This window comes from Flavobacterium potami, from assembly GCF_020026915.1.
Taxonomy (GTDB): Bacteria; Bacteroidota; Bacteroidia; order Flavobacteriales; family Flavobacteriaceae; genus Flavobacterium; species Flavobacterium potami.
Genome location: NZ_JAINUY010000001.1, coordinates 809,487 through 834,346, shown reverse-complemented (window position 1 = coordinate 834,346; position 24,860 = coordinate 809,487). Strand labels below are relative to the sequence as shown.

Genomic DNA, 24,860 nt, shown 5'->3' with positions numbered 1-24,860 from the left:
CATCTCCATCTATTTAACGTTCTTTAACTATCACTTAATAAAAACTGCCCTGCTGCGCACCTTAACACATTTAGGAATCTGCCTTGCAGCTAAAGCTTTCATCATGCCGAATTCACCATACTGCCTGCTCATTTTATAGATCTTAATCACCATCACAGTACCTGCCGTACCAATTAAAGCCACACAGACAAGAGAGGGAATGCCGACTATGAAAAGCACTGCAAAAACAATCATCAGTCCCACGACACCTCCGCCCAGATACCATATGTACTGGGCTTTCAGGCCTTTAAATTCAATTGACTGATTGATTCCTTTGTTAATTTGATAAACACTGCTCATTTTAAAGCTGCTTAGACTCCAAAGAAAGATTTGATCACAGTGGCAACCACTACCAGAAAGACGCAGCTGCCAAACCATGCTGCTGCCACTTTACCTGTGTCGGGATCGCCTGCATTCCACTTCTGATATACTTTCACCGCTCCTATGAGTCCGAGTATTGCTCCTACTGCATACATAAGTTCTGTGCCGGCATCAAAATAGCTTCTCACCTTTTGATTGGCCTCATTGATTCCGGCAACACCATCCTGGGCATATCCATTCCCATTGATTATCATAACCAAAAGAATAGTGCTTATTAGTACCTTATTTGTTTTTAAAAATCGCTTTAACTTTATTCCATCGTTCAACATCGTTCATCATTTTAAAGATTAATACTAATTCAAAAAGCAGAGGAACAGCGCCGTCGCATCATCTATTCTCCTTGTCACATTTTACCATACCGCACTAGAGCGGACGGGGAAAGTTCCTCTGCTGTCATTTAATTATTTTCCTCCCATAGTTCGTCTGCCTCAGTAGAAGTGAGAAGCAGTTCGGGGTGCTTTTTCGTTTCGTAAGCAAGCAGATTATTCACATTGCTGCGTAAAGAAGAAATCTTCACATAAGGATATTCAGAGAGTATCAATCTGATATAATTTTCAAATTCCTGCTTTGGACGGTCTAGTTCGGCGCTTTCTGAAACGGCTCCAGTCAGTCGTGCTGACAGTTCTTTAACCTCATCAAGTGTAGCAAAAGATTCTTGAAAAGCTTCATTGAGATTTGCAGGATTACCATCGTGCTTATGAGGAGAAGATAACGAATCATTAATTGTTTTTTTCCCTAATGATGGAAAACCAATTTTCTTTCTGCCCGAGAGAATCTGCATTATTTCTGAAGAATAATAGCGGAACCCTGTATACAGATACCACAAAACTAATAGAGTAACAACAGCCACTAGGTAACTGTTCCATGAAATAGAATTTAACATAGCATTTTTCATTTATCATTCAACATCATCTCATACTATGAATAAACCAGTAAGAACAATTATGGTTTATTTTACATTCCAAAGTAACTCCGGAAATAAAACTTCTACAAGTACAACTTTTTCTGTACCCCAGCTGTACCCTTGTACCTCTCAATGATATTGCGGGCTAAGCACAGGACATTAATTTAAATGCATAAAAAAACCTCCTTAATAGGAGGCTGTTTTTTGATGTTTTTAGATACTTATTTTTCCATAATTTTCTTAAGCAGCATAAGTTCGGCATCTTTCTTCTCAATAAGCTGCCAGCCATTTTTAGAGAATATAAAATATGCTTTTTCTTTTTTTTCAGCAGGAAGGCCTGGCCATAATACTCCAAACTCATTCATGTCATATTTTACGTTGTACTCGGCTACCTCTATTCTGTTGTCATTAGTTTCCGCAGTAATGCTGATAATTTTATCAAAATTTTTTGTGCCGATCTTCACCTTCTGAATTTTAAATTCTCTTTCCTCTGAGGTTGTTTCAAGCAAGAAGTTTTTTGATAAGGCTGTAAATTCGATCAAAGGCTTATCACGATCTTTAAATTCTCTTGTCTTCATTATCTTGACAAGGCCTTTTTGCTCCAGCCCTGAATCCAGCATTCTTCGTGCATGAATAGGATCACTGCAGAATACTTCAAAATCTACAGGAGATGGATATTTGTATTTTTTAATAATCATGTTTTCTGCAGTTTTAGAATCCAGTTCTTTTTTCTGGCACGAGATAAAAAGAAGCAGAACTACTAGTGCTATTTTTAATAATGTTTTCATAATCTCAAAAATTAAATTAATATTCTTTTATATGTTTGATAATTTTCTCTAATGTTTTAATCACAAATTCTTTATCCTTTTCCTCAGGATTATAAGACTTACTTCTAACTGATTGATATGATAAATTTCTTTTAAATGGTGTTGACAGATACGGAACAATCGTTTTAAAAATCAGGCTCATTGATCTTGCTTTCAATATTCTTGTTTCATCGGTTGCTCTCAAAATCAGTCCCATTTGATCAGAAGAAAGTGTACACTGGATTTTATTTTCATCAGCGGGATGCGAGGGATTTCCTTTTTTTATGGGAGTTGAAATATCTTGTGCTTCAATTTCGTCTTTGTTTTGAAGAAAACTGATCTCAGATACAAACCAGTTTTCCAAAACGTCCTTGATGTTCTGATGGCTGGAATCGAACGTTATTTTCACATTTGAGTGAAGCTGTTTAAAATCCTTGAAAAATAGCAGAAGCAGGTTGAGCTTTCCATTTTGTTTTTCAACATTGTAAATCTGTTCGGTCATTCTTTCTGTCAGGATCGAAATGTATTGCACCGAATTAAAGTTATGGTCGATTAAAAGTTCGTCAAGCGGAGTGAAAATGGAAGGATTTTCTAGTTCGTCATTATGCTCCTCAAGAAGCTTTAAAAGCTCCCGGAAGTAAAGGATCCGACGATAAGTAAGTTTTTTTCCATTATCTGCTTCAATTGCATTCTGAAGTAATTTCACTACAGCTTTAATTGTCATTTTATCTTGCATGGAGTTGAAAGTTCTTTTGTTGATTCTCTGCAGTTTTAATGATAGCTCTTTTCTGCATACTATTAAGTAAGTTACCGGTACTCTTTCGTCCAGACTTAGATAGTAAGAAAATCTATCCTCGATGAAAGATATCAGATAATCCAGGCTTGAAATGATAAGATCAGCAAGCTTCCTTATTTTTTCAGATTGAATAACCTTTTCCGATCGATTTTCCATTATACAGTCCAGCAGAAAAATTAGTGTGGAATGATACTGTCGGACTGTGACGCGTATATGTCGCTTCTTTTTTAATGAAAAAACTTCATTTTTTATATGCACCTGTATTTTTATAGATTCCTTGGAAATATTGTCGGTAATAACTTTTATTTCACTATCAGTCAAACTATCAATATTCGTGCTTACTGGATCAAAAGTCTGCAGTATCAAAGAATCAAACCATTCTAATTGATATTTACCGTTCATCATCTTTAGATTTTAAAATGAAACAAACGAAACTATTGATCCTTATATCTGTCAATATAAATCGCACGATATTCTGAAGGCGAATATGATGTATGTTTTTTGAAGAAAATTCCAAAGATTGAAACACTCGCAAATTCCATTTCCTCAGCGATCTCTGCAAAAGTATTTTGAGTATCTTCCAATAAAATTTTTGCTTCGCTGATAATAGCTTCGATAATTAATGCTTTTACCGAACTTCCTGTCACCTCTTTTACTACTTTACTTAAATATTTGCTGGTTATAAAAAGTTCTCCTGCATAAAATTTAGCGTGATGCTGTTTTTTATAATGTATTGATAATATCGTTAAGAACTGGATGACCAAATTTTCCTTCCTTGTAAAGTTAACTAGCGCATTAGATGAATACTTCGCATAAATTAATTTAAGTTCATAAAGAAATAAGTTTAAACTTATCCTGTAAAGTTCATAATCAATGTCAGTCCTTTGCACTTCCAAATTAATATAATGTATGAGCTTATAAATTAGAGAAAGCACCTGATATTCTTTCTCTTCAAGTGATGCTTTTAAAGGCTCTTTCCTTATAAATAAATAAAATGAATCAACTAGTTCTCTCTTAAGACAGTTTTTTACGGCAAATTCTGAAGAGAAAATAATCAAATACAGCTGAAGTTTATTCCGAACTTCAAAAACAGTGAATGTTGTTTCCTTTGGAATCACTATTAGATCACGTGCTGATAAGTTTTGAATCATTTCCTGAAGTTTAATTTTCACGCCTCCGGATCTTATCATTAGTACTGCCAAATTTTCTGTTATAAAAGGCTCAACCTGGTAACTGTTATCATATTTCTTTATAATATGAATATCGAAACCTGGAGTTGAAAGATCAAGTAAATTGGAATTAATTAGATTTTTTATCATAATTTCCTTCTTTAAATATCTGTTCGACCATTTTATTAAATTTTAAATCTTTTTTTAATCAATAGATAGAAAATAAAATATAGGTTGAATAAGCATGTGATATACAGCACATATATCTTAAAACGAAAAGGTATATATGCTGTAATTTCTGGATTTTTATAATAATCTGCCAAATGATAGTCAAATAGAAAGCCTAGAATAATAATTAGGCACACTACATTGGTTACAACCATAAGAATATTTAGAATGTTGCGAAGTTTCATATTTAGCAGATTTAAGTTAAAGCATGTCGGATGTTAAAGCAGCTTTTCAAGCAATACGATTACAAGCACAAGTGAAAGTTCATTTTTCTTTAAGAAGGCTTTAGCATGTTTACTACCTACCAAAATATCCCAGTCCTTATCCTTTCGTTCCTCCTCTGAATAAAGAGAATATCTTGAAATAGATGCCACAGTTAAAAGTGTCTCTGTTTCTTCAGAAGTAAAAACAGTATTAGTAAGAACCTCTGCTTCATAACCTAAAATGTAATTGTTTGTAATATTAAATTCCTCTTGTCTTCTATCAATTAGGTTCTGAAGGAAATTGATCAGATTATTTTTTGCATAAGTGTGTAAAGTGCTATTCTGAACAATAAGAATCATACTATTATCCGGGTCTGACATGATAGCTTCTACAATTTCATCAGTAAAGAGAATCAGTCTGTTTGTAAAAAGATTTTTTTTCTGGAGGCTTTGAGATACAAATCTAATCTGTTCTGCAAGCTCTGAAACAGAACTTGGTCGTTGATTACTTAGATAATATGTTCTCAGTGCCTCGTATACTTTTTGCCCTTTTGAATCAAAAGGGTTAACATTGTTGGTAGAAGATTCATAAAAATTTGAAGAATCTAAAGCACTTTGTGAATTTTCAATATCGGAATCAGCCGAGCATGAAATGAATAAAAATGATGTAATAATACATAATAAAAAAGTTTTCATGATTTTGATGTTTGAAATGAATGAGATGATTTCTCAGTCCTTTTCATCCGGATAAGCAGAACTTTTATTCAGCACCTTGCTGAACATTTTTGCTTTTGAATTCAAGACAAAACTATTTTGCTTATTTATCTTGCGCAAGCCAATATGTGTGGGTTTTCGGCAAATCCACTATGGATTTCCACGAAATCCATAGTGCTTTTCATCGAACAAACTACTGTAATTCAAATGTTTGTATTATTTTTATAATAATAAAATGTAAAATTAATATTACATCATTCTATATGACTATCAATGCCTAAATAAATACTTAATCATATGAATAGACTAAACCTAATTTTATTTTACCTAATGGTATTTAATTATGGATCAGCTCAAAAAACTTCATTTATTATCCCTGATTCCTTAAAGAAAAAAAGTTATGAGTATTTAGATGATAGGCTTTATACTCTAAAAAATGACAGCACACTCGCATCATTATATGCTTATGCTTTTCTTAATAAAGCTAAACTTGAAAAAAATCCAAAAGAAATCATGAATGGATATCAAAATTTAATGCTGATATCACCTGACCGAATTAGAAGTATATATATTGATAGCATTTTATATACAGCCAAGAAGTCAAAATCCAATGCGTTGATTGGTTCCGCATACCTTAGTAAAGGAACTTATTTCTATGGACTTAAACAGCAGAAACTGGCAATGGATAATTATTTAACCGCCAATAGCTATCTTTCTAAAACAAATGACAAATATCAGATACATAAAGTAAAATACTGCATAGCTCTTACTAAGTTTTACATTGGATTTTATGATGAAGCAGTTTCTCTTTTACGAGAATGCGTGGATTTTTACAAAAATGTAGAATCCAGACCTTACCTCAATTCAATTCATATGCTGGGACTTTGTTACAATAAACTTGGAAACTATGGTTTATGTACACAAATGAATGCTTTAGGAATTTCCGAAAGCAAAAGATTAAAATCAACTGTGATGATACCTTATTTCAATCATTCAGAAGGAATCAACGACTACTTTAGAAAAAATTACTTTGAATCGATAAATAAAATAGAATCTTCATTGGAAGCAATAATTGAAAATAAGGATTTTGCAAATGTTGCAATCGGAAACTTTTATATAGGTAAAAGCTATTGGTCACTTAACAAGAAACAAAAAGCCGTGGAGCATTTTCAAATCGTTGACAACATCTTTAAAGAAAAAAAATATCTTAGGCCAGATCTAAGGCAGACTTTTGAACTCTTGATCAACTATTATAAAACAATTAATAATTTAGATAAACAATTGTACTATATAGAGGAGCTTCTCAAGGCTGATACACTTCTAGTAGAGAATAATAAGTATATAATAAGTAAAATTCACAAACAGTATGATACAAAAGAGCTGATTTCGGAAAAGGAAAAGATATTGGTAGAAAAACAAGAAATCGCAAATGACTTGAAAAAGGAAAAATACTATGATGTAATATTTGTTGTGATAATCTTTTTATTATTCATTTTTATATTTTGGCAGACGCGTCGTCATTACAGAAAAAGAAAAGTTTATGAAAAAAATTATAAACTTCTAATGGATGAACTTGATGGAGTTAAAAATAAACCTAGAAATAAAGTTGAAAAAGAACCTATAAAAGATATCAGTAGTGAAACTATAGCTTTAATTCTAAAACAGCTGGAGAAGTTTGAAAAAGAAAAAAAATTTCTAGAAAAAGATTGGAATTTAGTTACCTTATCAGCTGCATTCAATTCAAATACTAAATATTTAGCTTCTATACTAAATTATTATAGAGATATGCGCATACATGAGTATATAAACGGACTGCGTATAGAATACATCATAAATTTGCTTAGGACCAAACCAATTTATAGAAAATACACTTACGCTGCTTTGGCCCAAGAAGCCGGATTCAGTTCTACACAACGATTTGCAAACGCTTTCCTGGCAAGAGCAGGAATGCCTGTAAATTATTTTATTGACCAGATTAAAAAGACCACTTCTTAATTAATAGGTATTTCTACAATGCATTGCATTTAATATTTTACATTTGCTGCCGTAATTAAAAAATTGACAATATGAAAGATCTAATCGCAAAAATTAATGCTGAGATTGAAACATTCAAAACAGAATCAGACTCTTTATCTGAGAAAGGTGTAAAAGCTGCAGGAGCTAGAGCTCGTAAATCTTCTTTGGAAATTGAAAAACTTTTAAAAGAGTTTAGAAAAGTTTCTATTGAAGAATCTAAAAAATAATTCGACTTTAATTGGAAAACCCTTCAAATAAATCTGAAGGGCTTTTTTTTATAGTTATTCTAAGTAGTTTCTAAATACAAAATAGTTAAAGAAAATAATATTCACAGACCTTTATCTGGCCAAAAATCTTTTGGGGAACAATTAAAAATTTTTGCAATGTCATTTAAGTGCTGAACATTATATTTTGCTTTTTTTGAAGATTCAATATCCCCAATAAACCCCACACCCTTATCCAATTTTAGAGATAATTGCTCTTGGGTAAAACCCTTTTCCTTGCGGATGGTTCTTACCCTATCAATTATATAATTTTCTATTTCGGATAATTTGTCATTCATAATATACAAATAGCCAACATTATTTGTTAAATTTCAATGGACTATAGTCCATATTTGTTATTTTTTATTATATTTGTATTCTATTACATATATTTGCGATTCTTCAGAAAAATATTTGAAGCACTCGCTTTGAATCTCGCGTTAGGAAACTGGTAATTTTTGCAACGAGATGATAAGTAAGATGCTCACGTCCTTTGGCGTGGGCTCACTTATTGTTGCAACGGTATACCAGTGCCTCTAACGCAGTAAGATGAGTTCCACGTCTTTTTTGTTAAAACTCCCTTTCTATTCTTAGCGGTTTTGTTTTCATTTCAAGTTTCGCAACTTTCGAGAAGTTGAACTTTTTAATTAATCATTGCCTGTGTATTAAACAAAAAATCACTTTATGTTCGTTAAGCCGTTTACTTAATGCATAAAAAATGGCCCTCAGCTGCAGCGACCAAACTAGAGCAGAGGACCTTAGCTAATCAAAAACCTTTTAACTAACCAATTCCAATATTATGAATTATTTTTCATTCTACAAGGGTGGGAAAGAGCTTTATTGCCTAATTTTTATGGGAATAATATCGTGTATCTCCCCTATTTATGCCAAAAAAAACACTTGCCTTTCGTCTTCACTTTTTCAGCAGCATGCCATTCATGGAGCCGTAACAGACGGCACTAGTCCTCTGCCCGGTGTTACAATTTCTGTAAAAAACAAACTGAATTCAGCAGTTATTTCAGACTACAACGGGCAGTATTCGATTACAGCTTCGCCTTCTGATACACTTATTGTATCTTTTATAGGCTTCAAAACTGCATTAATTACTGTAAAAGGACGAACTCTCTTAAACATCATACTGCAATACGATACAACTGTTCTTCAGGAAGTTCGTGTAAATGCAGGGTATTACTCCGTAAAAGAAAGTGAAAGAACAGGCAGTATTGCTAGAATCACCTCTAAGGAAATCGAAAATCAGCCTGTTACAAATGTGATGGCTACTATGCAGGGTCGAATGGCTGGTGTAAATATTACTCAGCGAACAGGTATTCCCGGGGGTAGTTTTGATATAAAAATCAGGGGACAGAACAGTATACGGGCAGATGGTAATTCACCGCTGTATATTATAGATGGTGTTCCCTATTCCTCAGATATCATTAGTTCAAGTCTAACCGCTACCGCTTTTCCTTCCGGTGTGAATCCTCTTAACAATATTAATCCAGATAATATTGAAAGCATTGAAGTTCTCAAAGATGCCGATGCGACATCAATATACGGTTCCAGAGGAGCTAATGGTGTCGTGCTCATCACAACCAAAAAAGGAAAAAAAGGAAAAACATCCTTCAATTTACTGGCATCTACTGGTTTTGGAAATGTTACAAAACTTCCAAAACTGATGAATACAGAGCAATATATTAAAATGAGAAAACAGGCATTTATAAATGACGGATTAACTGAGTATGGTCCTTATGATTATGATGTTAACGGGACATGGGATCAGAACCGCTACACCGACTGGCAAAAGGAACTTCTTGGACGCACATCCCAAACATCGGATTTTCAGGGAACAGTTAATGGAGGCTCTGAAAATACACAATTTCTTATAAGCGGAAATTTTCACAGGGAAACAACCGTTTTTCCGGGTGAATTCTTTTACAAAAGAGGCGGTGGTCACATTAACCTTAATCATCATTCAGACGATAATAAATTTAAGATATCATTTTCAGGGTCATATAATGTTCAGGACAACAACCAGCCTTCTTTTGATTTTACTAATGAAGCGAGATATCTCGCACCAAATGCACCTGCAGTTTATACTTCAGATGGGCAATTAAACTGGGAGAATTCAACATGGGAAAATCCTCTTAGAAATCTTGAAAGCAAATACGAGTCAAAGACTAACGATCTTCTGGCAAATACGTTGATATCATATGAAATATGGAAGGATCTTACAATAAAAAGCAGTTTTGGTTTTACAAGTCTGGATACTAAAGAAACCCGAATTATACCTTCAACTATGGCTGATCCTGCATATGAAGCAACGAGCGATGATTCAGCAATATTTTTAAACGATACCAAACGAAGCTCATGGATTATCGAACCGCAGATAAACTGGTCAAAAAATCTGGGAGCTGGCAAAATAGATATTTTGGCTGGAGCTACTTTTCAGAGCCAGAAAACAGAGAGAATTAATCTATCAGGAATTGGATTTACCTCTAATAGTTTGATCTATAATATTGCTGCCGCAAAAAATATTAGAATATATACCGATGATGAGACACTATATAAATATCAAGCATTCTTTGGTCGATTAAATTACAATTGGAAACAGCGATATATTGTTAATCTTACCGGCCGTCGTGATGGTTCAAGCAGATTTGGACCAAGAAATCAATTTGCAAATTTTGGAGCTGCCGGTATCGCATGGATATTCTCTAAGGAAACTTTTCTGGAGAATAATCGATGGCTGAGCTATGGAAAAATAAGATCGAGCTATGGAATAACAGGTAGTGATCAAATTGGCGATTATATGTTTCTTGACACTTACACAACTTCAGGTAAAATATACAATGGAGTAACAGGAGTTCAGCCCACCCGCCTCTTTAATAGAGATTTTGGATGGGAAACTAATAAAAAAATTGAACTGGCTCTTGAACTAGGTTTCTTGCATGATAGAATATATGTTACAGGAGCCATTTATAAAAACCGCTCTTCAAATCAACTGGTTGGTATTCCGCTCCCAGCAACAACCGGCTTTACTTCATTGCAGTCTAATTTAGATGCTGTAGTAGAAAACACTGGACTTGAATTAACCTTGCGAACAGTAAATATTAGTGGGAAAAGCTTTAACTGGTCTACAAATCTCAATTTGACATTTGCTAAAAATAAGCTGGTAGATTTTCCTAGTCTGCAAACTTCAACCTATAGTCAGCAGTATCGTATAGGCCAGCCATTAAATATTAATCTGCTTTACAATTTTAAGGGAGTCAATCCGCAGACTGGAATTTATGAATTTGAAGATCTAAATGATGATGGCAGAATCACCTTTCCCGATGATAGACAGGCTGTAGTAGATTTAAATCCAAAATATTATGGGGGGATACAAAATCAAATCAGCTATAAAAATTTAAATCTGGATTTCCTGTTCCAGTTTTCAAAACAGAAAAACAGATCTTACCCTGTAAGCGGTGCCGGTCAGATGCTAAATCAGATAGACAGACTTACTGACAGTTGGATGCAGCCGGGAGATAATTCATTCCATCAGATATATACCACTGGATATAATAATGATGCACTAAATGCAGATTCCCTCTACTCACAAAGTACAGGCGCTATAACAGACGCATCTTTTATTAGATTAAAAAATATATCTCTCACCTATGATCTCCCATTAAGTCTAAAAGGTCTTAAATGTAAAATTATGCTGCAGGGTCAAAACCTGTTGACTTTTACAAAATATAAGGACGGAGATCCTGAATTTATTTCTTACGGTTATTTGCCACCATTAAAAGTAATTAATACAGGAATTCAATTAACATTCTAAATTATCTAAGATGAAAACAACATATTTCATAATTCCAATAATATTTTACTTATTGATTATTAGTTTGGTATCATCATGCCAGTCATTTGTTGAGGTTGATCTGCCAAAGTCACAATTGACCACAGAAAGTGTATTTGAGGATTACAATACCGCAGAAGCAGCCTTAACTAATATTTACACAAGTATTAGAGATAAAGGTATTTTAACAGGTGGCCAGCTTGGAATTTCAAATCAGCTCGGAAATTACGCCGATGAGATCACCTGTGTGGACAATCCTTCAAAAGCGAGCTATAATTTTTATCGTAATTCTTTATTACCGACAAATACATATGTTACTGGATATTGGAATGCCTCCTATAATCAAATTTATGCCGCTAACCTTGTAATTCAGGGTACCAAGTCTAGTAAAAATCTAACTGTTCAGCAAAAAAATCAACTCGAAGGAGAAGCATTATTTATTCGTGCTTTACTTCATTTTTATCTCACAAATATATTCGGAGATATTCCATATGCTACACAGACCGATTACAAACAAAACAGCATTATTTCTAAAACTTCAGTAGACCAAGTATATCGTTTAGTTGTTACTGATCTACAGCACGCTTCCTTACTTTTACGCAGTAAAGATGACGATTCTGCTCGTGTACAGCCGAGTGTGAGTGCTGCTCAGGCATTGCTTTCAAGAGTCTATCTTTATCTAAAAGCTTATCCGGAAGCTTCAAATAGCGCATCTGCAGTTTTAAATCAGAGCAGCGAGTATAAATTAGAAAATGTTTCAAATGTATTTTTAATTTCTTCATCCGAGACCATTTGGCGGTTACAATCTGAATTAACAGGACAAAACACAGCCGATGGAGCTTTTTTTATTTTCACATCAATACCACCACCCTCTGTATCATTGGATAGTCAGCTGGTAGGTTCATTCAACTCAGCTGATCTACGAAAAACAAACTGGATTAAATCCGTTACAAAAGGAAGCCAAACCTATTTTCATTCTTATAAGTATAAAGAAAAAGATTTTACTGCGCCATCTAAAGAGTATGCAGTAGTACTGAGACTTGCTGAACAATATCTTATCAGGGCAGAAGCCAGAGCCTACCAAGGTGACTTAATTGGGGCAAAAGAAGATCTAAACAAAATTAGAAATCGCGCAGGACTAAACAATACCACTGCTGTGACACAGCAGGAAATTTTAGATGCAATTCATTTAGAGCGTCGATGGGAACTCTTTACAGAATATGGACATCGCTTTTTCGATCTTAAGCGATCAGGTAAATTAGATTCTTCACTAAACGGAATTAAGCCTGGCTGGAACAGCAGCGATGCTTTATTTCCGCTGCCACAAACAGAACTGACCGCTAATCCAAACTTAAGGCCTCAAAATACAGGATACTAAATACTTTATTATGTCTACACTAAACATGAGTATGTTAATCGGAAATTACATTAAAAGACTAACTCAACTAAGATTTTTTTTATTTTTATTTTTTATTTTGCCATTAGTAGCCTGTCCCTTATGGGGGCAGGTGGTGCAAAAAAAAAAGCAATTGGTTTCATCGGATTATTATGGATGGGGAAAATTAATTATAGATAAAGTCTCTTCTGATGAGAAATGGGTTTGTTATAAAATGGAATATGAAAAAGGCAATGACACCCTTTTTATCCGTAATAATTTTTCGCATAAATTATACAGTTTTCCCAAAGGCAGAAACGGTTTTTTTGCCGGAAGTAAATTTATTTGTCAGATAGATAAGGATATTGCTATTGTAGACTTAAAAACAGCTGTAAGAGAAAATCTTTCCAATACCGATCGTTATTCCTACAGTCAGCAGACAGATCAGTTAATTTTTCTTCTTGCTTCCAAAGAAGCAAAAAAGAAACTTGTAATACGCTCTTTAAAAAATAGCAAAGTAAGAGAAATTGAAGACGTGACCGATTTTAGTCTCTGTCCATCTGGCACTCAGCTTGCTTATTTCAGCAAAGATAAAAACACATCTTTTGTATCTCAAATTAACCTTAAAACGGAAAATTATTCTAAGCTTATTGTTTTAAATAAAAAAGACCATTTCATGGGGCTAACATGGAATAAAATCGGCAATGCGCTAGCCTTCTACCAGCAGGATCGAAATATGAAGATTAATGCTTTATTATATTATTTGCCAAAAGAAGACAAATTGTATAAACTCGACAGTTCTAGTGCTGTTAGCTTCCCAAAAAATATGAATATCATTTATGAAAATCTAAATGGAATTTTTATTTCTGATGATGGTGAAAAAGTATTCTTTTCAGTTAAAAATCAAGATGAGATTATCACTGGCAAACATCATTCGGATGTAGAAATATGGAATGGGAATGACAAATGGACCTATTTACAGGAAAAAAACTTTGGTGATTTTGAAAATGGCCCTAAAACAGTAATGTGGATTCCTAAAACAACTAATTTTACAATAGTTACCTCAAATGAATATCCAAAAGTAATACTCAGCGGTAATTATAAATATGCCATAGTTTCTAATCCTAAGCAGTATGAACCGCAATTTGATTTCAACGGTCCTAGAGATTATTATCTTTTAAATCTCACTACTTTTCAAAGGAGTCTTTTATTACAAAGACAGTCCTATGATCATAAAAACCTGATTGCTTCGCCAAAAGGAAAAAGCTTAGCTTACTTTAGTGAAAACAATTGGTGGGTTTACAATTTTGAAGAAAAAAAACACATCAATTTGACCGCATCTCTTGGGGTAAAATTCACTGCAAAGTTACATGACCTTCGAATAGAATCAATATGCGGCAGTCCGGGATGGACTGTTGACGATAATGAGCTTGTAACCTATGATAACTATGATATCTGGGTGCTTTCAACCTCAGGTAATGAAGCAAGAAGATTAACACGTGGTAAAGAAGAAAAAATCAGATTCCGCATTGCCGATATGGCTAATAAAAATATTGATAATTATATTTATGACGGACTAATAGGCCGAGAAATCGATATCCGAAAAGACCTAATACTTCAGGCCGAAGGAGAAGATGGAAAAACAGGATATTTCAGATGGAATCCAGATGGTTCCTTAAAACCAATAGTATATAAGAACAGTTTTATTGATCAATTAAATTATGGTGTTGAAAAGAAGAATTTTTATTTCAGAGAGCAGAAATTTGATATATCTCCACAACTTGTTCTGAAGGAAAAAAATAAAGAATCGATAACAATTTTAAAAAGTAATCCTAAGCAGGAAAAGTTCTTTTGGGGTAAATCCGAATTAATTAACTACAGCATCACAGGACATTCATTGAAAGCTGTTCTATATTACCCTGCACAGTATGACCCAAAAATAAAATACCCTATGATTGTAAAAATTTATGACAGGCAGTCTAATCAATTGCATAAATTTGAAAATCCAACTTATGAAAATGTAAACGGTTTTAATACAACTCTTTTTACCTCTGAAAACTACTTTGTTTTGAAACCAGATTTATTATTGGAAGCTAAAAATCCAGGGGTCTCTGCATTATCCTGTGTCATATCAGCAGTAAACGAGGTAGTGGAAACAGGAATAGTTGATTCCTCGAAAATTGGTCTGGTGGGACATTCTTACGGAGGTTTTGAATCTTCTTTCATTATTACTCAAACTCAGCTGTTTTCTGCTGCAATCGCTAGTGGTGCAATTACGGATCTGAACAGTTACTACCATACTATAAACAGTAAATCTGGAAAACCTGATATGTGGAGATTTGGAATTGAACAGTGGACAATGCAGGCAACACCTTATGAAGCACCAGAATCATACTGGTCAAACTCACCTATTGCCCACGTAAAGAATGTAAATACACCTGTATTGTTATGGACAGGTAAAGTCGACTCACAGGTAGATACGCACCAAAGTTTTGAATTTTATCTTGCGCTTCGCAGACTTGGTAAAAAGTGTATCATGCTTCAGTATCCCGATGAGGCACACCTATTAATAAAACCTTTAAATCAAAAAGACGTTACCGAACGTACTATGGATTGGTTTCGTTATTTTTTAAAAAATGATCAATCTGCTCTTTGGGTCGAAAAGGGTACTAAATAATAAATTAGAAAAAACAATGCAGTTCTAATTACGAACTGCATTGTCATTTTAATAATGGATTCAATTGTCATAACGATATAAAGGCGTTAGACAATTACTGTTTGTTGTTTTCTCATAGGCCAACGGTCCCGAGTCACCAGAAATATGACAGAAATTATCACTCGGAATGTTGTCGCAATCTACTGACACGTTACCACATTTGTTATTTGACAAGGCATTATAGCCTTGTTGCAGAGAGGTTGTTTTTTTCGAAGCGCTCTGCATCGAAGTGGTTGCAAATGCACCACAGACTGCCAAAGCGATAACTCCTGCTGGCAGCAGATTTTTTAAACTTAAAGTTTTCATGATTTTAATTTTTAAATTATAGTGTGATCTACTTTTTTCTACAGGTTTTCGATCTTAATCCTGATACCGGCCGGTATATCTTAATGTTTTGATAAAATATTTAATGTGATAAGATTTCCTTTTTAATGATATCACTAAACTTATATACAACAAGAGTTTTGCCAATCAAAGCATATAAATTTTCTTCAGTTATAGTTAAAGAACGTAATCCTTTTTTTCCTATATGATAAACTGGAAAGCTCAGGAGGTATTTGTTAGTTTTAATATCATACAAATCAATAATAGAGGAACGTTCCCAAAGTTTATCAATTTCATTTCTTCCTCTAATTTTTGAATTCACAAAAAGCAGATTTTTATAAATAGCAGAATGTGCATTTACAATATAAACAGGTGAAGAAATAGTTCTCTCTGTATCATTTTTTAAAGACGCTGTTTTTATCTTTACATTCTTTATGGTATCGATTGTATGCCCTCTGTAAGACAAACTTCCAAGTTTATCAGCTATTATAAATTCGTTCCGGTAATAATAGAGATAAACAATTTTTTCCAGCTTTGAACTGTACATTAACATCCCATCGGTATCAAAAATACCGTCTGTCTGCCGTTCTAATAAATCTCTTTTATATCTGATCTTTCCAGATTCATCTGAAGCGTTGTAAATTCCAAGTACGTTTGCTGAATTCTTTGCATTATTAGAACGAAATACAGCACTAACATCATCGAGTGGAACTGCTTTTGTGAAATAAGGAAATCCATTAAATTCATTATTAATTTTCCAATTTTTCAGGCTTCCCTGAAAATATTTGGGGACACTGCCATCAAATAAATAAAACGAAGAATCACGAACTGATATGGTAACGTTTTTAAATAGAATCTTGTCTGGATTAAACAATATTCTAACCTTTTTAATCTGTCTGCTTTTATTATCAATTACTAAAACCTGTGAAGGATTGGTGTAATTACCGAGATATACTTTTTTCTCATCGGAACCAGCAAAATAATATGAATTGAATTTCAAATCAATCTCGTAAATAAATTCTGCTGCATGCACAGGATAACTTCTGATAAATGGATTGTTATAATGCATTATATTCTCTGAAGAAAGAAAAAGCATTGTAATACTAACAGCACTAAATACTAAGCAAAAACAGATTATTTTAATATGCTTCAGATGCCTTCCAATGAAATTATTGCTTTCATTGCCTTTTGAGCATAATAAAATCGCCCAAATGGCTAGAACAATAAATATTAAATTGAAAAGCAAGTGGACATTCCAGCTCATTTTTTCTAATACACCACCGCACGAACAAGGAATAAAAGAACTAAAATGTAGAATAATATAAATGTAAACCGTAAACATTCCCATCAGTATAAGAGAAAAATAAAATCCCCATAATCTAAAGCTTGGCACTATTAATAATATGGCTGTAAAAAGTTCAGCTATTGGAACCAATACAGCTATCCATGATGAAAAAACACTTAATAGAGGAGATTGTGACAACTGTACATGAAAGTTTTGAAAATCAAGCAGTTTGCTTATTGCCGCATATACAAACAATAAAACAAATAAATAAGAAACTAACTGTATTACAAGATTTTTACGAGATCGCTGTGAATTCATAATCTGAAGATTTTAAGTTTATCTTATTTTTAAAAATCACATATTATTAAGATGATTATCTTATACAAATGTAAATCAGTCAATTGAAAGCAAACACATCAAAAACACGCCAAAAAACATCAAAAACACGCCAATTAATTGTTTCAAATTCATAAAATAAAAATGCTTTACAAATTAAAATCTGCAAAGCATTTCCTTTTGGTAAAAACTCATTTATTTAAGACTTGTCATCATCAATAAAGGTCAAAAGCTTTTGATTGAGTTCTACAAGCCCAGCCTTTTGAAGACATTCCTGCGAAATGTTTTTTAGTTCGGTAAGTTCATCCTTAGCTATGCTTCCCATAAGGCTGCCTTCATCTTTTTCCAGCAATAGTCCTCTTTCTATAAAATGGGATAAAAGCAGTACATTTTTGCGTGAAATTTTTAGATCAATCTTCACTGGCTCACTCATGCCAGGGATGCTCAATACAGTATCGAACACCTTAGCTGCATAATTCTTTGTACTCATAATTTCAGCTTTTTTAAATTAATAAATTAAAGTCTAAAGTTAGTCATGACAATTTAAAGCATCATAAGCAAAATTTACCTATGATAGGATGTATCCATTTTTCCTTTATAAATTCGTCTGAATATTTGAAAGAAGTCTGAGTATTTTACACAGACTCTTAAACATTGCCACGTTCCTGCAATCTGCAAGATGTCCGGTTGTATCACAACCGATATCTTGCTGCCTCTCTGCTCGGAACTCGCTGGCAGTGAAAACTGGAAGATTTGTAATGTCGAATGAAAAGGAAAAATGATGAAAGACGAGAAAAAAAACAGAACAAGATGGCTCCATCTCAGGCTCACTGAACAGGAATATAAAATCCTTCAGAAATATTTCGCGGAGTCTCTCTGCCCAAAACTGAGTGATTTTGCAAGAAAAAATCTTCTCCAAAAACCTGTTGTTTTAAAATATAGAAACCAATCGCTTGATGATTTAATATCTGAATTAACGAGGCTAACATCAGAGCTGAATCCTATCGGAAACAACTTTAATCAGGTAGTGAAAAAGCTGCATTCACTTTCGCAGATTTCTGAGTTTAAAATGTGGATTCTGAGTTTTGAAACAGATAAAAAAATACTCTTCAATTCAATTGAAGATATCAGAATGACTATCCGAACTCTTGCTGAAAAATGGTTGCAGTCATAAACACAGGATCATCAGTCAGAAGCATTTTCAATTATAATGAAAATAAAATTGAAGTAGGAAAAGCAGAACTTATAGGAGAAGGAAATTATCCTGTTGCAGCCTCCGAGCTTCGTAAAGACTTAAGGTTGAAACTTCTTTTACAACAGCTCGAATTAAATACAAATGTCACACGGGGTAGCGTACACATATCGCTCAATTTCGATTCCAATGAAAGCAATATTTCAAAGGAAAAGCTGATGGAAATTGCGCATTCATATATGGATAAAATCGGATTTGGATCCCAGCCATATCTGGTATACCAGCATCATGATGCTGGTCATCCGCACATCCATATTGTAACTGTAAAGGTGAAGTCAGACGGAAAGAGAATTGACATGCAGAACATAGGTAGAAACCAATCTGAAACAGCCCGCAAGGAAATTGAAAATGCATTCAATCTGGTTCCTGCACAGAGCAGACAAAATGAAAAAATACTAAATATAAAACCTGTCAAAAATAGTGTTGTTGAGTATGGAACAACTGAGACTAAAAAAGCAATCACTGCTGTATTAAACGCAGTAATTCCAAATTATAAATACACAACAGTTGGAGAATTAAATGCAGTACTGAATCTTTATAACGTGACCGCTGTGCAGGGCAACAAAGATTCAAGAATGTTTCTCCAAAAAGGTCTGGCTTACCAAATTCTCAACAATAAAAAACAGCCTGTGGGTATTCCATTAAAGGCAAGCAGCTTTTACATGAAACCTACCCTTGCCTATCTCGAAATAAAATTTGCTGCAAATAAGACAGATCGAAATCCCCATTTAAAGAGATTAAAAAATGCAGTTGATCTCACCTTTATGCAGAACAGGATAAACTCAGTTTCTGATCTTGATAGAATTCTGATTCAGGATGGAATCAAGACTGCTGAACGAAGAAACGAACAGGGAATTCTGTATGGCTTAGCCTATATAGACCATAAAACAAAATGCGTTTTTAACGGAAGCGCTCTAGGAAAGCCTTACTCAGCTTCAGGAATAGAAGAACGCTGCGGTATCAAAAGTTTCATCACCGGCAGTGCGGCCACTTTAATAAGTGAGGATAATATATTAAACAATAAGCCATCACAATCCTCTTTTATTTGTGCTGGCGAGCTGCAGAAGATAATTGATTCGGTGCTCCAGCCCGAGTTTTCAATTGATTTTGTTCCCTCTCAGCTGAAAAGAAAAAAGAAACGAAAAAAAGGAAAAGGACATTCAGATTACTAACTAAAAAGTAAGACTATGCAGACAGGTGAAAATGAACAGGCACTTAGAAAAATTTTGGATATGACAAGGCTTATCAGCATAATATTATTATGTCTTCATTTCTATTATTACGGATATAATGTATTTAAAACTTGGGGATTTGCAGGCAGTTTTGGGGATCAGTTGATGGGGAATATTTTCCGTACCGGACTCTTTGATTACTTCAATTTATCCAAACTGTTTTCTTTGGGATTTTTATGCATTTCCTTGCTTGGTGCAAAGGGCAGAAAAAATGAAAAGCTGCACTTCAAAACTGCGTTCTTTTATATTGCTTTGGGAATCTTTACTTATTTTTTGGGTTATTTTTTTCTAATTATTCCAGCCACTCCTGAAAAAAAAATGGCACTTTATATGTGCTGTACTGTCTTGGGATATCTGCTTTTGCTTTCTGGCGGAACACTCTTGTCAAGAATCATAAGAAGAAATCTCAGCGCTAAAGATATTTTCAACATTGAAAATGAAACGTTCCCACAGGAAGAAAGACTCCTTGAAAATGAATATTCCATTAACCTGCCGGCAATTTACAGATTAAAAAACAAAGTCCGAAAAAGCTGGATCAATATCATAAACCCATTCCGCGGAATCTTGGTTGCAGGTACTCCGGGCTCTGGAAAATCCTATTTTGTGATCCGCCATATCATAACCCAGCACATACGCAAAGGCTTCTCAATGTTTGTATATGATTTTAAGTTTGATGACCTCAGCATAATAGCCTATAACACCTGGCTTAAGAATAAGCATTTATACAAGGTTGAACCCAAATTCTATGTCATTAATTTTGACGACCTGAGCCGTACGCACAGATGCAATCCCCTTGATCCAAAATCAATGGAAGACATAACAGATGCGACTGAATCAGCACGCACCATTCTTCTGGGATTAAACAGGGAATGGATAAAAAAGCAGGGAGACTTTTTCGTCGAATCTCCTATCAATTTTCTCTCTGCCGTTATATGGTACCTGCGTAAATTCAATAACGGTGAATTCTGCACCCTGCCTCATGTAATTGAACTCATGCAAGTTGAATATAACAGCCTTTTTACGTTGCTGAGAACTGAAAAAGAAATAGAGATTCTGATAGATCCATTTGTCAGTGCCTACCTTCAGAATGTCATGGAGCAGCTGGAGGGACAGATAGCATCTGCTAAGATATCAATGGCAAGGCTATCTAGTGCGCAGCTTTATTACGTGCTCTCTGGAAATGACTTCACACTCGACATTAATAATCCTGAAGACCCAAAGATAGTTTGCATGGGAAACAACCCGCTGAAAATCCAGACCTATGGCGCCGTTCTCTCGCTTTATGTAAGCAGGCTCATCAAGCAGGTGAACCAGAAAGAGAGAATCAAAAGCAGTCTCATATTTGATGAATTCCCGACTATCTATCTCAATAATATGGACAGCCTGATAGCCACGGCCAGAAGCAATAAAGTAAGTACTTGTCTCGGAATTCAAGACTTCAGCCAGCTCCGTAAAGATTACGGCCGCGAGCAGGCGGATGTCATACTCAACATCACAGGAAATATTATAAGCGGACAGGTAAACGGCGATACTGCAAAACATCTCTCCGAACGTTTTGGAAAAATAATGCAGGACCGTGAGAGCATTTCCATAAACAGCTCGGATACGTCAATAAGCAGATCAAAACAATTGGAAGCTGCCGTGCCTGGCTCGAAGATTTCCTGTTTGAGCTCTGGTGAATTTGTCGGCATTACAGCCGATAATCCCGATTGTAAAATTGAGCTGAAAACGTTTCATTCCGAAATAATCAATGATCACGAGCACCTTAAAAAAGAATCAAACTCATATCAGGGAATCAGTCCAGTGCGTATTATTAACAATTCCATGATTGAACGAAATTATCTCCAGATAAAAAAGGATATATCTGAAATAGTTAATTCAGAAATGGAACGTCTTATCCATGATCCTGCCTTGTCACATTTAGTTATCAAAAAGAAAAAATAATCATTGCATACCCCTATTTTCCCTAACCACGTAATCCTTTTTTTTAATTTTATTTCAAGAATTGCAAAGATTTAAAGCCCGATTTTGAAAATGACTCAATGGTCAATAAGGTAAAAGATTTTCAAGTCTATTTTCTATTATTTCAATAAACCTACATTAATCTGAAGAGCTAAGAAAAAAGATATTACTTTAAACTATCTGCAGACAATGCCGAAATGTAGTATCTTCTTTTCTTCATCATGTATGCACTCTTCAAATGACTCTTTTAGACTAAAAGCCAGCTTATCGCTAAATTTTTTATGGGCAGTATTATAAAAGTTTCTAAGAATAAAATCAATAAACATATTTGGTGTTAGTGGTAAAGCCATGGGGATTCTGCAATTTTTGTACTGGCCAATAGTCATGTGTGATTTTGGATGTTCAGTTAAAATGTGATTTTTAGGATCATAATCAAACCTTATAGGACTAGTTACAATATTTTTACTAACCACATCTGCATAAATTTCATCTAATTCATAAACTTCGCTGTTATTCTGAAATTCTTCTAAACTGGGCGAAGGGAAAAAAGCTAATCTATACTTTTTTAAGGTCCCATCTGATCTATCAAAATTATACATCAATTGAATAAGTGCTCCATCAATCATTTTGATGTTATAATTCTTTTCCTTCTCCAACGTCGCGTAAATATCGCTGTAAGGCAAGTTCTTCAAAGCTATGGACTGATCATGACTCCCTGATATATATATTGCCCCATCTTTTTCTGAAGGAAAATTTTGCTCTTCACAAAGACTAGCGCCAATTAATTTAGAAGTCACATCATTTATTTGATGCAAAACCAACTCGATTGTCATATAAGTTTTTGTATCTGAAGTATTAAATCTCTTGGTAAATCTTCTTTTTGAATTTTTCCTTCTTGAAGATCTTTTATTAATTCTACCAGATTCTTTTGGTTCTTCTTAATACTAGTTTTTTCTTGTTCAGACATATCCCTGTTTACAACGTTCATGTGTTTGCGTTCTTCGGATGTAGGATATTTAAAACTCAAAGTAAAATCATTTTCTTTAACCTTTTCAAATTCCTCCTCTAGCTTTTTCATGTTTTCACCATAACCACAAACTCTAACCCACGCCTTACTTCTAGTCATGGCGGTAAATAAAATATTTCTTTTTTTTGCTAATTCTACACCGTCATAACAATACTGGGCATTAATTACATACACCATCGCAGCTTCATTACCTTTCGCTCTGTAAATTCCTGTAAAAGTTATTGTATCATGGTCATAAAATATGTCTGGCGATGCAGTAACTCCTGCTACACTAGAATCTATACCTTTATCGTACAGCTGTTGCCTAAACGCTCCTACAACTTTTTTAGTACTAAGAGGATCCGGATTAATGACCATAATATCATCAAGTGTTAATTCATCCTCCTCCAAATTTTTTTCAATTTGGCTCACTATGAAAGCTACTTGCTCATTATTATCATCAAAAGTTTTAAATGCTAAAAGCTCATCTTTATGGGAATGATTAGATAAAAAATCAGGGCTCGTATCAGATGTTCTTTTTAAGACAACATTTTTTCCTTCTTCTAATTCTCCTTTTATCACTTTATATCCAACATCATTCCACAGATTTGAATTGTCAAACATCTGGACCATACTGTCTTTATAAATTCCAAACCCTAATGCATGTGCACTTGTTAAAATTTCTAAAGAGTTTCTATAACATTTATAAAGGATAATGTCTTGCTTAGGCTGGTTTTCGTTGTTGACTAGCTGTACATAAGGATTCCCCTTACTATCATTGCCGAATAATTCTTCAGGTGAATCCATCGTTTTTATATTCAAGCTCTGCAGTTCATCGTAAGCATATACTAATCTCTTTGGGCTTTTCAAAATGTGATAACACATCCTTAAAAACTCTTTTGAGAAATCCTGAGCTTCGTCAACAACAATAAGATCATACTTTTCCTTAAACTCTTTTATATCATGAATAGCCTTTTCACATACCTTATCAAACTCTTTCCCATAAATGGCTGTTAATCCTTTGGCTCCATTAAAATCAATATACTCAATGTTATGTTCTTTACAAATATTGTAATAAATCCCCTCTGATGAAGATGTTCCCCAGGCATGAATAATTTCTATATTTTTCCAATTAGGTTCTTCATTAATATGTTCATAGCTGAACATTCTTATATACTTGTAAAATTGGTCTTTTAATGATCTTGTGTTGAAAGTTACCGCAATTTTCCATTCTGGATTCTTAGCATGTAAGTACGCAACTTTTAAAGCAAGAATAATAGTTTTCCCAGAACCTGCTAATCCTCTTATTCGTTGAACCCCATCGACAGTTTCAATAACGGCTGCACTTTGCTGTCTATCTAAATTAGCAATTGAGTCTTCTAATTTTTTTAATATAGCTCCTTTTGAATTCTCTTTAACAACATATTCTCTAGATCTATTTTTGCGTATAGAAGTTATAGACTGTATCACAGAAAGTAAGGGTTCGAAAAAGGAATCAATGGGCTCCCCGATTTCTGAAAGGTGACTGTCTAAATCACTATCATTTAAACATACATAATCGTCATTTTTCTGGCTATTTTGAAGAGCTGGGGCATATGTGACTGTATTAATGTCAAACGCAAGCTCTCTTTTAATAGTTAAATTTTTATGTTGGAACAATTTTGATTTTACTTTCGTATAATTTTCGTCTTGAATATCTTGATAACCTCCGGCATCAACTCCTTCTACTAAATTAAATACAATCAAACCCAGTTCCTTAGTAATTAAAAGTGCGTCAACTTGAAAACCTCCATCCGAAGTTCCAATAATTGGATAACCGACATACAAAGTGCCTGTTAGTCTATCTTTTTTTGCTTCAAAAAATGAAGCAAGTTGTTTCGATGATTCTGGTTTATTCTTTAAATCTCCTCTAACTATATTAAATTCACTCATCAGTACTCAAAAAAATTGATTATTCTGCAAAAACATTTATTAACACAAAAGTATAGTATTGAAACGAAATACAAATAATT

At 34.0% G+C, this 24,860-nt stretch carries 21 protein-coding genes; 8 read left to right on the top strand and 13 right to left on the bottom strand.

What is annotated here, in order from left to right; genetic code table 11:
* Positions 1-30 precede the first annotated feature (30 nt).
* From K6T82_RS03615 to K6T82_RS03585, 7 genes are all read right to left on the bottom strand, one after another.
* Positions 31-339 (bottom strand): DUF4133 domain-containing protein, encoded by a 309-nt coding sequence (locus tag K6T82_RS03615; protein WP_223704631.1) that lies wholly within the window; start codon positions 337-339, stop codon positions 31-33.
* Between the two features lie 11 nt (positions 340-350).
* Positions 351-614, bottom strand: a complete 264-nt coding sequence (locus K6T82_RS03610; protein WP_281631635.1) for a DUF4134 domain-containing protein — start codon at positions 612-614, stop codon at positions 351-353.
* A gap of 203 nt (positions 615-817) precedes the next feature.
* Positions 818-1,201, bottom strand: coding sequence for a hypothetical protein (locus K6T82_RS03605; protein WP_223704629.1), 384 nt, complete (start codon positions 1,199-1,201; stop codon positions 818-820).
* Positions 1,202-1,545: 344 nt separating this feature from the next.
* Positions 1,546-2,112: a hypothetical protein gene (locus K6T82_RS03600; protein WP_223704628.1), complete on the bottom strand. Its 567-nt coding sequence runs from the start codon at positions 2,110-2,112 to the stop codon at positions 1,546-1,548.
* A 16-nt stretch (positions 2,113-2,128) separates the two neighbouring features.
* A complete protein-coding gene (locus tag K6T82_RS03595) occupies positions 2,129-3,331 on the bottom strand; it encodes a hypothetical protein (RefSeq protein ID WP_223704627.1) in 1,203 nt (400 codons plus the stop codon).
* Between the two features lie 29 nt (positions 3,332-3,360).
* Positions 3,361-4,245 (bottom strand): helix-turn-helix domain-containing protein, encoded by an 885-nt coding sequence (locus K6T82_RS03590; RefSeq protein ID WP_223704626.1) that lies wholly within the window; start codon positions 4,243-4,245, stop codon positions 3,361-3,363.
* A gap of 296 nt (positions 4,246-4,541) precedes the next feature.
* Entirely contained in the window at positions 4,542-5,222 is a 681-nt protein-coding gene (locus tag K6T82_RS03585; RefSeq protein ID WP_223704625.1) for a hypothetical protein, read from the bottom strand.
* Positions 5,223-5,537: 315 nt separating this feature from the next.
* Between K6T82_RS03585 and K6T82_RS03580 the strand changes: the two genes are divergently transcribed.
* The gene (locus tag K6T82_RS03580) at positions 5,538-7,235 is read left to right on the top strand and encodes a helix-turn-helix domain-containing protein (protein WP_223704624.1); all 1,698 of its coding nucleotides are present in this window, start codon (positions 5,538-5,540) and stop codon (positions 7,233-7,235) included.
* A gap of 71 nt (positions 7,236-7,306) precedes the next feature.
* Positions 7,307-7,483 carry a histone H1 gene (locus tag K6T82_RS03575; protein ID WP_056253890.1) on the top strand — a complete coding sequence of 59 codons (177 nt, stop codon included), beginning with the start codon at positions 7,307-7,309 and terminating at the stop codon, positions 7,481-7,483.
* Positions 7,484-7,584: 101 nt separating this feature from the next.
* Here K6T82_RS03575 and K6T82_RS03570 read toward each other — a convergent pair whose 3' ends face one another.
* Positions 7,585-7,818, bottom strand: coding sequence for a helix-turn-helix domain-containing protein (locus K6T82_RS03570; RefSeq protein ID WP_223704623.1), 234 nt, complete (start codon positions 7,816-7,818; stop codon positions 7,585-7,587).
* A 554-nt stretch (positions 7,819-8,372) separates the two neighbouring features.
* Here K6T82_RS03570 and K6T82_RS03565 point away from each other — a divergent pair.
* From K6T82_RS03565 to K6T82_RS03555, 3 genes are all read left to right on the top strand, one after another.
* Positions 8,373-11,342: a SusC/RagA family TonB-linked outer membrane protein gene (locus K6T82_RS03565; RefSeq protein ID WP_223704622.1), complete on the top strand. Its 2,970-nt coding sequence runs from the start codon at positions 8,373-8,375 to the stop codon at positions 11,340-11,342.
* A 64-nt stretch (positions 11,343-11,406) separates the two neighbouring features.
* A complete protein-coding gene (locus tag K6T82_RS03560) occupies positions 11,407-12,738 on the top strand; it encodes a RagB/SusD family nutrient uptake outer membrane protein (RefSeq protein ID WP_223704621.1) in 1,332 nt (443 codons plus the stop codon).
* Between the two features lie 31 nt (positions 12,739-12,769).
* Entirely contained in the window at positions 12,770-15,412 is a 2,643-nt protein-coding gene (locus K6T82_RS03555; RefSeq protein ID WP_223704620.1) for a S9 family peptidase, read from the top strand.
* A gap of 60 nt (positions 15,413-15,472) precedes the next feature.
* Here K6T82_RS03555 and K6T82_RS03550 read toward each other — a convergent pair whose 3' ends face one another.
* The 3 genes from K6T82_RS03550 to K6T82_RS03540 all read right to left on the bottom strand — a co-directional run bounded on the left by K6T82_RS03550 (position 15,473) and on the right by K6T82_RS03540 (position 17,886).
* Positions 15,473-15,757 (bottom strand): DUF6520 family protein, encoded by a 285-nt coding sequence (locus K6T82_RS03550; protein WP_223704619.1) that lies wholly within the window; start codon positions 15,755-15,757, stop codon positions 15,473-15,475.
* 100 nt (positions 15,758-15,857) lie between these two features.
* The gene (locus K6T82_RS03545) at positions 15,858-17,378 is read right to left on the bottom strand and encodes a DoxX family protein (protein ID WP_223704618.1); all 1,521 of its coding nucleotides are present in this window, start codon (positions 17,376-17,378) and stop codon (positions 15,858-15,860) included.
* Positions 17,379-17,595: 217 nt separating this feature from the next.
* Positions 17,596-17,886 carry a hypothetical protein gene (locus K6T82_RS03540; protein WP_223704617.1) on the bottom strand — a complete coding sequence of 97 codons (291 nt, stop codon included), beginning with the start codon at positions 17,884-17,886 and terminating at the stop codon, positions 17,596-17,598.
* Between the two features lie 291 nt (positions 17,887-18,177).
* Here K6T82_RS03540 and K6T82_RS03535 point away from each other — a divergent pair, with 291 nt between their 5' ends.
* The 3 genes from K6T82_RS03535 to mobC are packed head-to-tail and all read left to right on the top strand — an operon-like array spanning position 18,178 to position 21,824.
* Entirely contained in the window at positions 18,178-18,570 is a 393-nt protein-coding gene (locus K6T82_RS03535; RefSeq protein WP_223704616.1) for a plasmid mobilization protein, read from the top strand.
* On the top strand, positions 18,555-19,820 hold the full coding sequence (locus K6T82_RS03530) for a relaxase/mobilization nuclease domain-containing protein (protein WP_223704615.1): 1,266 nt from the start codon (positions 18,555-18,557) through the stop codon (positions 19,818-19,820). Before K6T82_RS03535 ends, K6T82_RS03530 begins: the two co-directional genes overlap by 16 nt.
* A 15-nt stretch (positions 19,821-19,835) precedes the next feature.
* Positions 19,836-21,824, top strand: a complete 1,989-nt coding sequence (mobC, locus tag K6T82_RS03525; RefSeq protein WP_223704614.1) for a conjugal transfer protein MobC — start codon at positions 19,836-19,838, stop codon at positions 21,822-21,824.
* A 194-nt stretch (positions 21,825-22,018) separates the two neighbouring features.
* Here the strand turns inward: mobC and K6T82_RS03520 are convergent, their stop codons facing one another.
* Entirely contained in the window at positions 22,019-22,675 is a 657-nt protein-coding gene (locus K6T82_RS03520; RefSeq protein ID WP_223704613.1) for a DUF2290 domain-containing protein, read from the bottom strand.
* On the bottom strand, positions 22,672-24,780 hold the full coding sequence (locus tag K6T82_RS03515) for a DEAD/DEAH box helicase (RefSeq protein WP_223704612.1): 2,109 nt from the start codon (positions 24,778-24,780) through the stop codon (positions 22,672-22,674). The genes K6T82_RS03520 and K6T82_RS03515 overlap by 4 nt, the downstream gene beginning before the upstream one ends.
* Positions 24,781-24,860: the final 80 nt, after the last annotated feature.

What these genes read in the sequence shown, in the direction of transcription:
- K6T82_RS03535 (WP_223704616.1), top strand. Translation starts at nt 18,178, where the DNA reads ATGAAAGACGAGAAAAAAAACAGAACAAGATGGCTCCATCTCAGGCTC.
- mobC (WP_223704614.1), top strand. Translation starts at nt 19,836, where the DNA reads ATGCAGACAGGTGAAAATGAACAGGCACTTAGAAAAATTTTGGATATG.
- K6T82_RS03590 (WP_223704626.1), bottom strand. Translation starts at nt 4,245, where the DNA reads ATGATAAAAAATCTAATTAATTCCAATTTACTTGATCTTTCAACTCCA.
- K6T82_RS03540 (WP_223704617.1), bottom strand. Translation starts at nt 17,886, where the DNA reads ATGAGTACAAAGAATTATGCAGCTAAGGTGTTCGATACTGTATTGAGC.
- K6T82_RS03605 (WP_223704629.1), bottom strand. Translation starts at nt 1,201, where the DNA reads ATGCAGATTCTCTCGGGCAGAAAGAAAATTGGTTTTCCATCATTAGGG.
- K6T82_RS03610 (WP_281631635.1), bottom strand. Translation starts at nt 614, where the DNA reads ATGATAATCAATGGGAATGGATATGCCCAGGATGGTGTTGCCGGAATC.
- K6T82_RS03585 (WP_223704625.1), bottom strand. Translation starts at nt 5,222, where the DNA reads ATGAAAACTTTTTTATTATGTATTATTACATCATTTTTATTCATTTCA.
- K6T82_RS03580 (WP_223704624.1), top strand. Translation starts at nt 5,538, where the DNA reads ATGAATAGACTAAACCTAATTTTATTTTACCTAATGGTATTTAATTAT.
- K6T82_RS03565 (WP_223704622.1), top strand. Translation starts at nt 8,373, where the DNA reads ATGGGAATAATATCGTGTATCTCCCCTATTTATGCCAAAAAAAACACT.
- K6T82_RS03575 (WP_056253890.1), top strand. Translation starts at nt 7,307, where the DNA reads ATGAAAGATCTAATCGCAAAAATTAATGCTGAGATTGAAACATTCAAA.
- K6T82_RS03530 (WP_223704615.1), top strand. Translation starts at nt 18,555, where the DNA reads ATGGTTGCAGTCATAAACACAGGATCATCAGTCAGAAGCATTTTCAAT.
- K6T82_RS03520 (WP_223704613.1), bottom strand. Translation starts at nt 22,675, where the DNA reads ATGACAATCGAGTTGGTTTTGCATCAAATAAATGATGTGACTTCTAAA.
- K6T82_RS03615 (WP_223704631.1), bottom strand. Translation starts at nt 339, where the DNA reads ATGAGCAGTGTTTATCAAATTAACAAAGGAATCAATCAGTCAATTGAA.
- K6T82_RS03550 (WP_223704619.1), bottom strand. Translation starts at nt 15,757, where the DNA reads ATGAAAACTTTAAGTTTAAAAAATCTGCTGCCAGCAGGAGTTATCGCT.
- K6T82_RS03555 (WP_223704620.1), top strand. Translation starts at nt 12,770, where the DNA reads ATGTTAATCGGAAATTACATTAAAAGACTAACTCAACTAAGATTTTTT.
- K6T82_RS03595 (WP_223704627.1), bottom strand. Translation starts at nt 3,331, where the DNA reads ATGATGAACGGTAAATATCAATTAGAATGGTTTGATTCTTTGATACTG.
- K6T82_RS03600 (WP_223704628.1), bottom strand. Translation starts at nt 2,112, where the DNA reads ATGAAAACATTATTAAAAATAGCACTAGTAGTTCTGCTTCTTTTTATC.
- K6T82_RS03545 (WP_223704618.1), bottom strand. Translation starts at nt 17,378, where the DNA reads ATGAATTCACAGCGATCTCGTAAAAATCTTGTAATACAGTTAGTTTCT.
- K6T82_RS03570 (WP_223704623.1), bottom strand. Translation starts at nt 7,818, where the DNA reads ATGAATGACAAATTATCCGAAATAGAAAATTATATAATTGATAGGGTA.
- K6T82_RS03515 (WP_223704612.1), bottom strand. Translation starts at nt 24,780, where the DNA reads ATGAGTGAATTTAATATAGTTAGAGGAGATTTAAAGAATAAACCAGAA.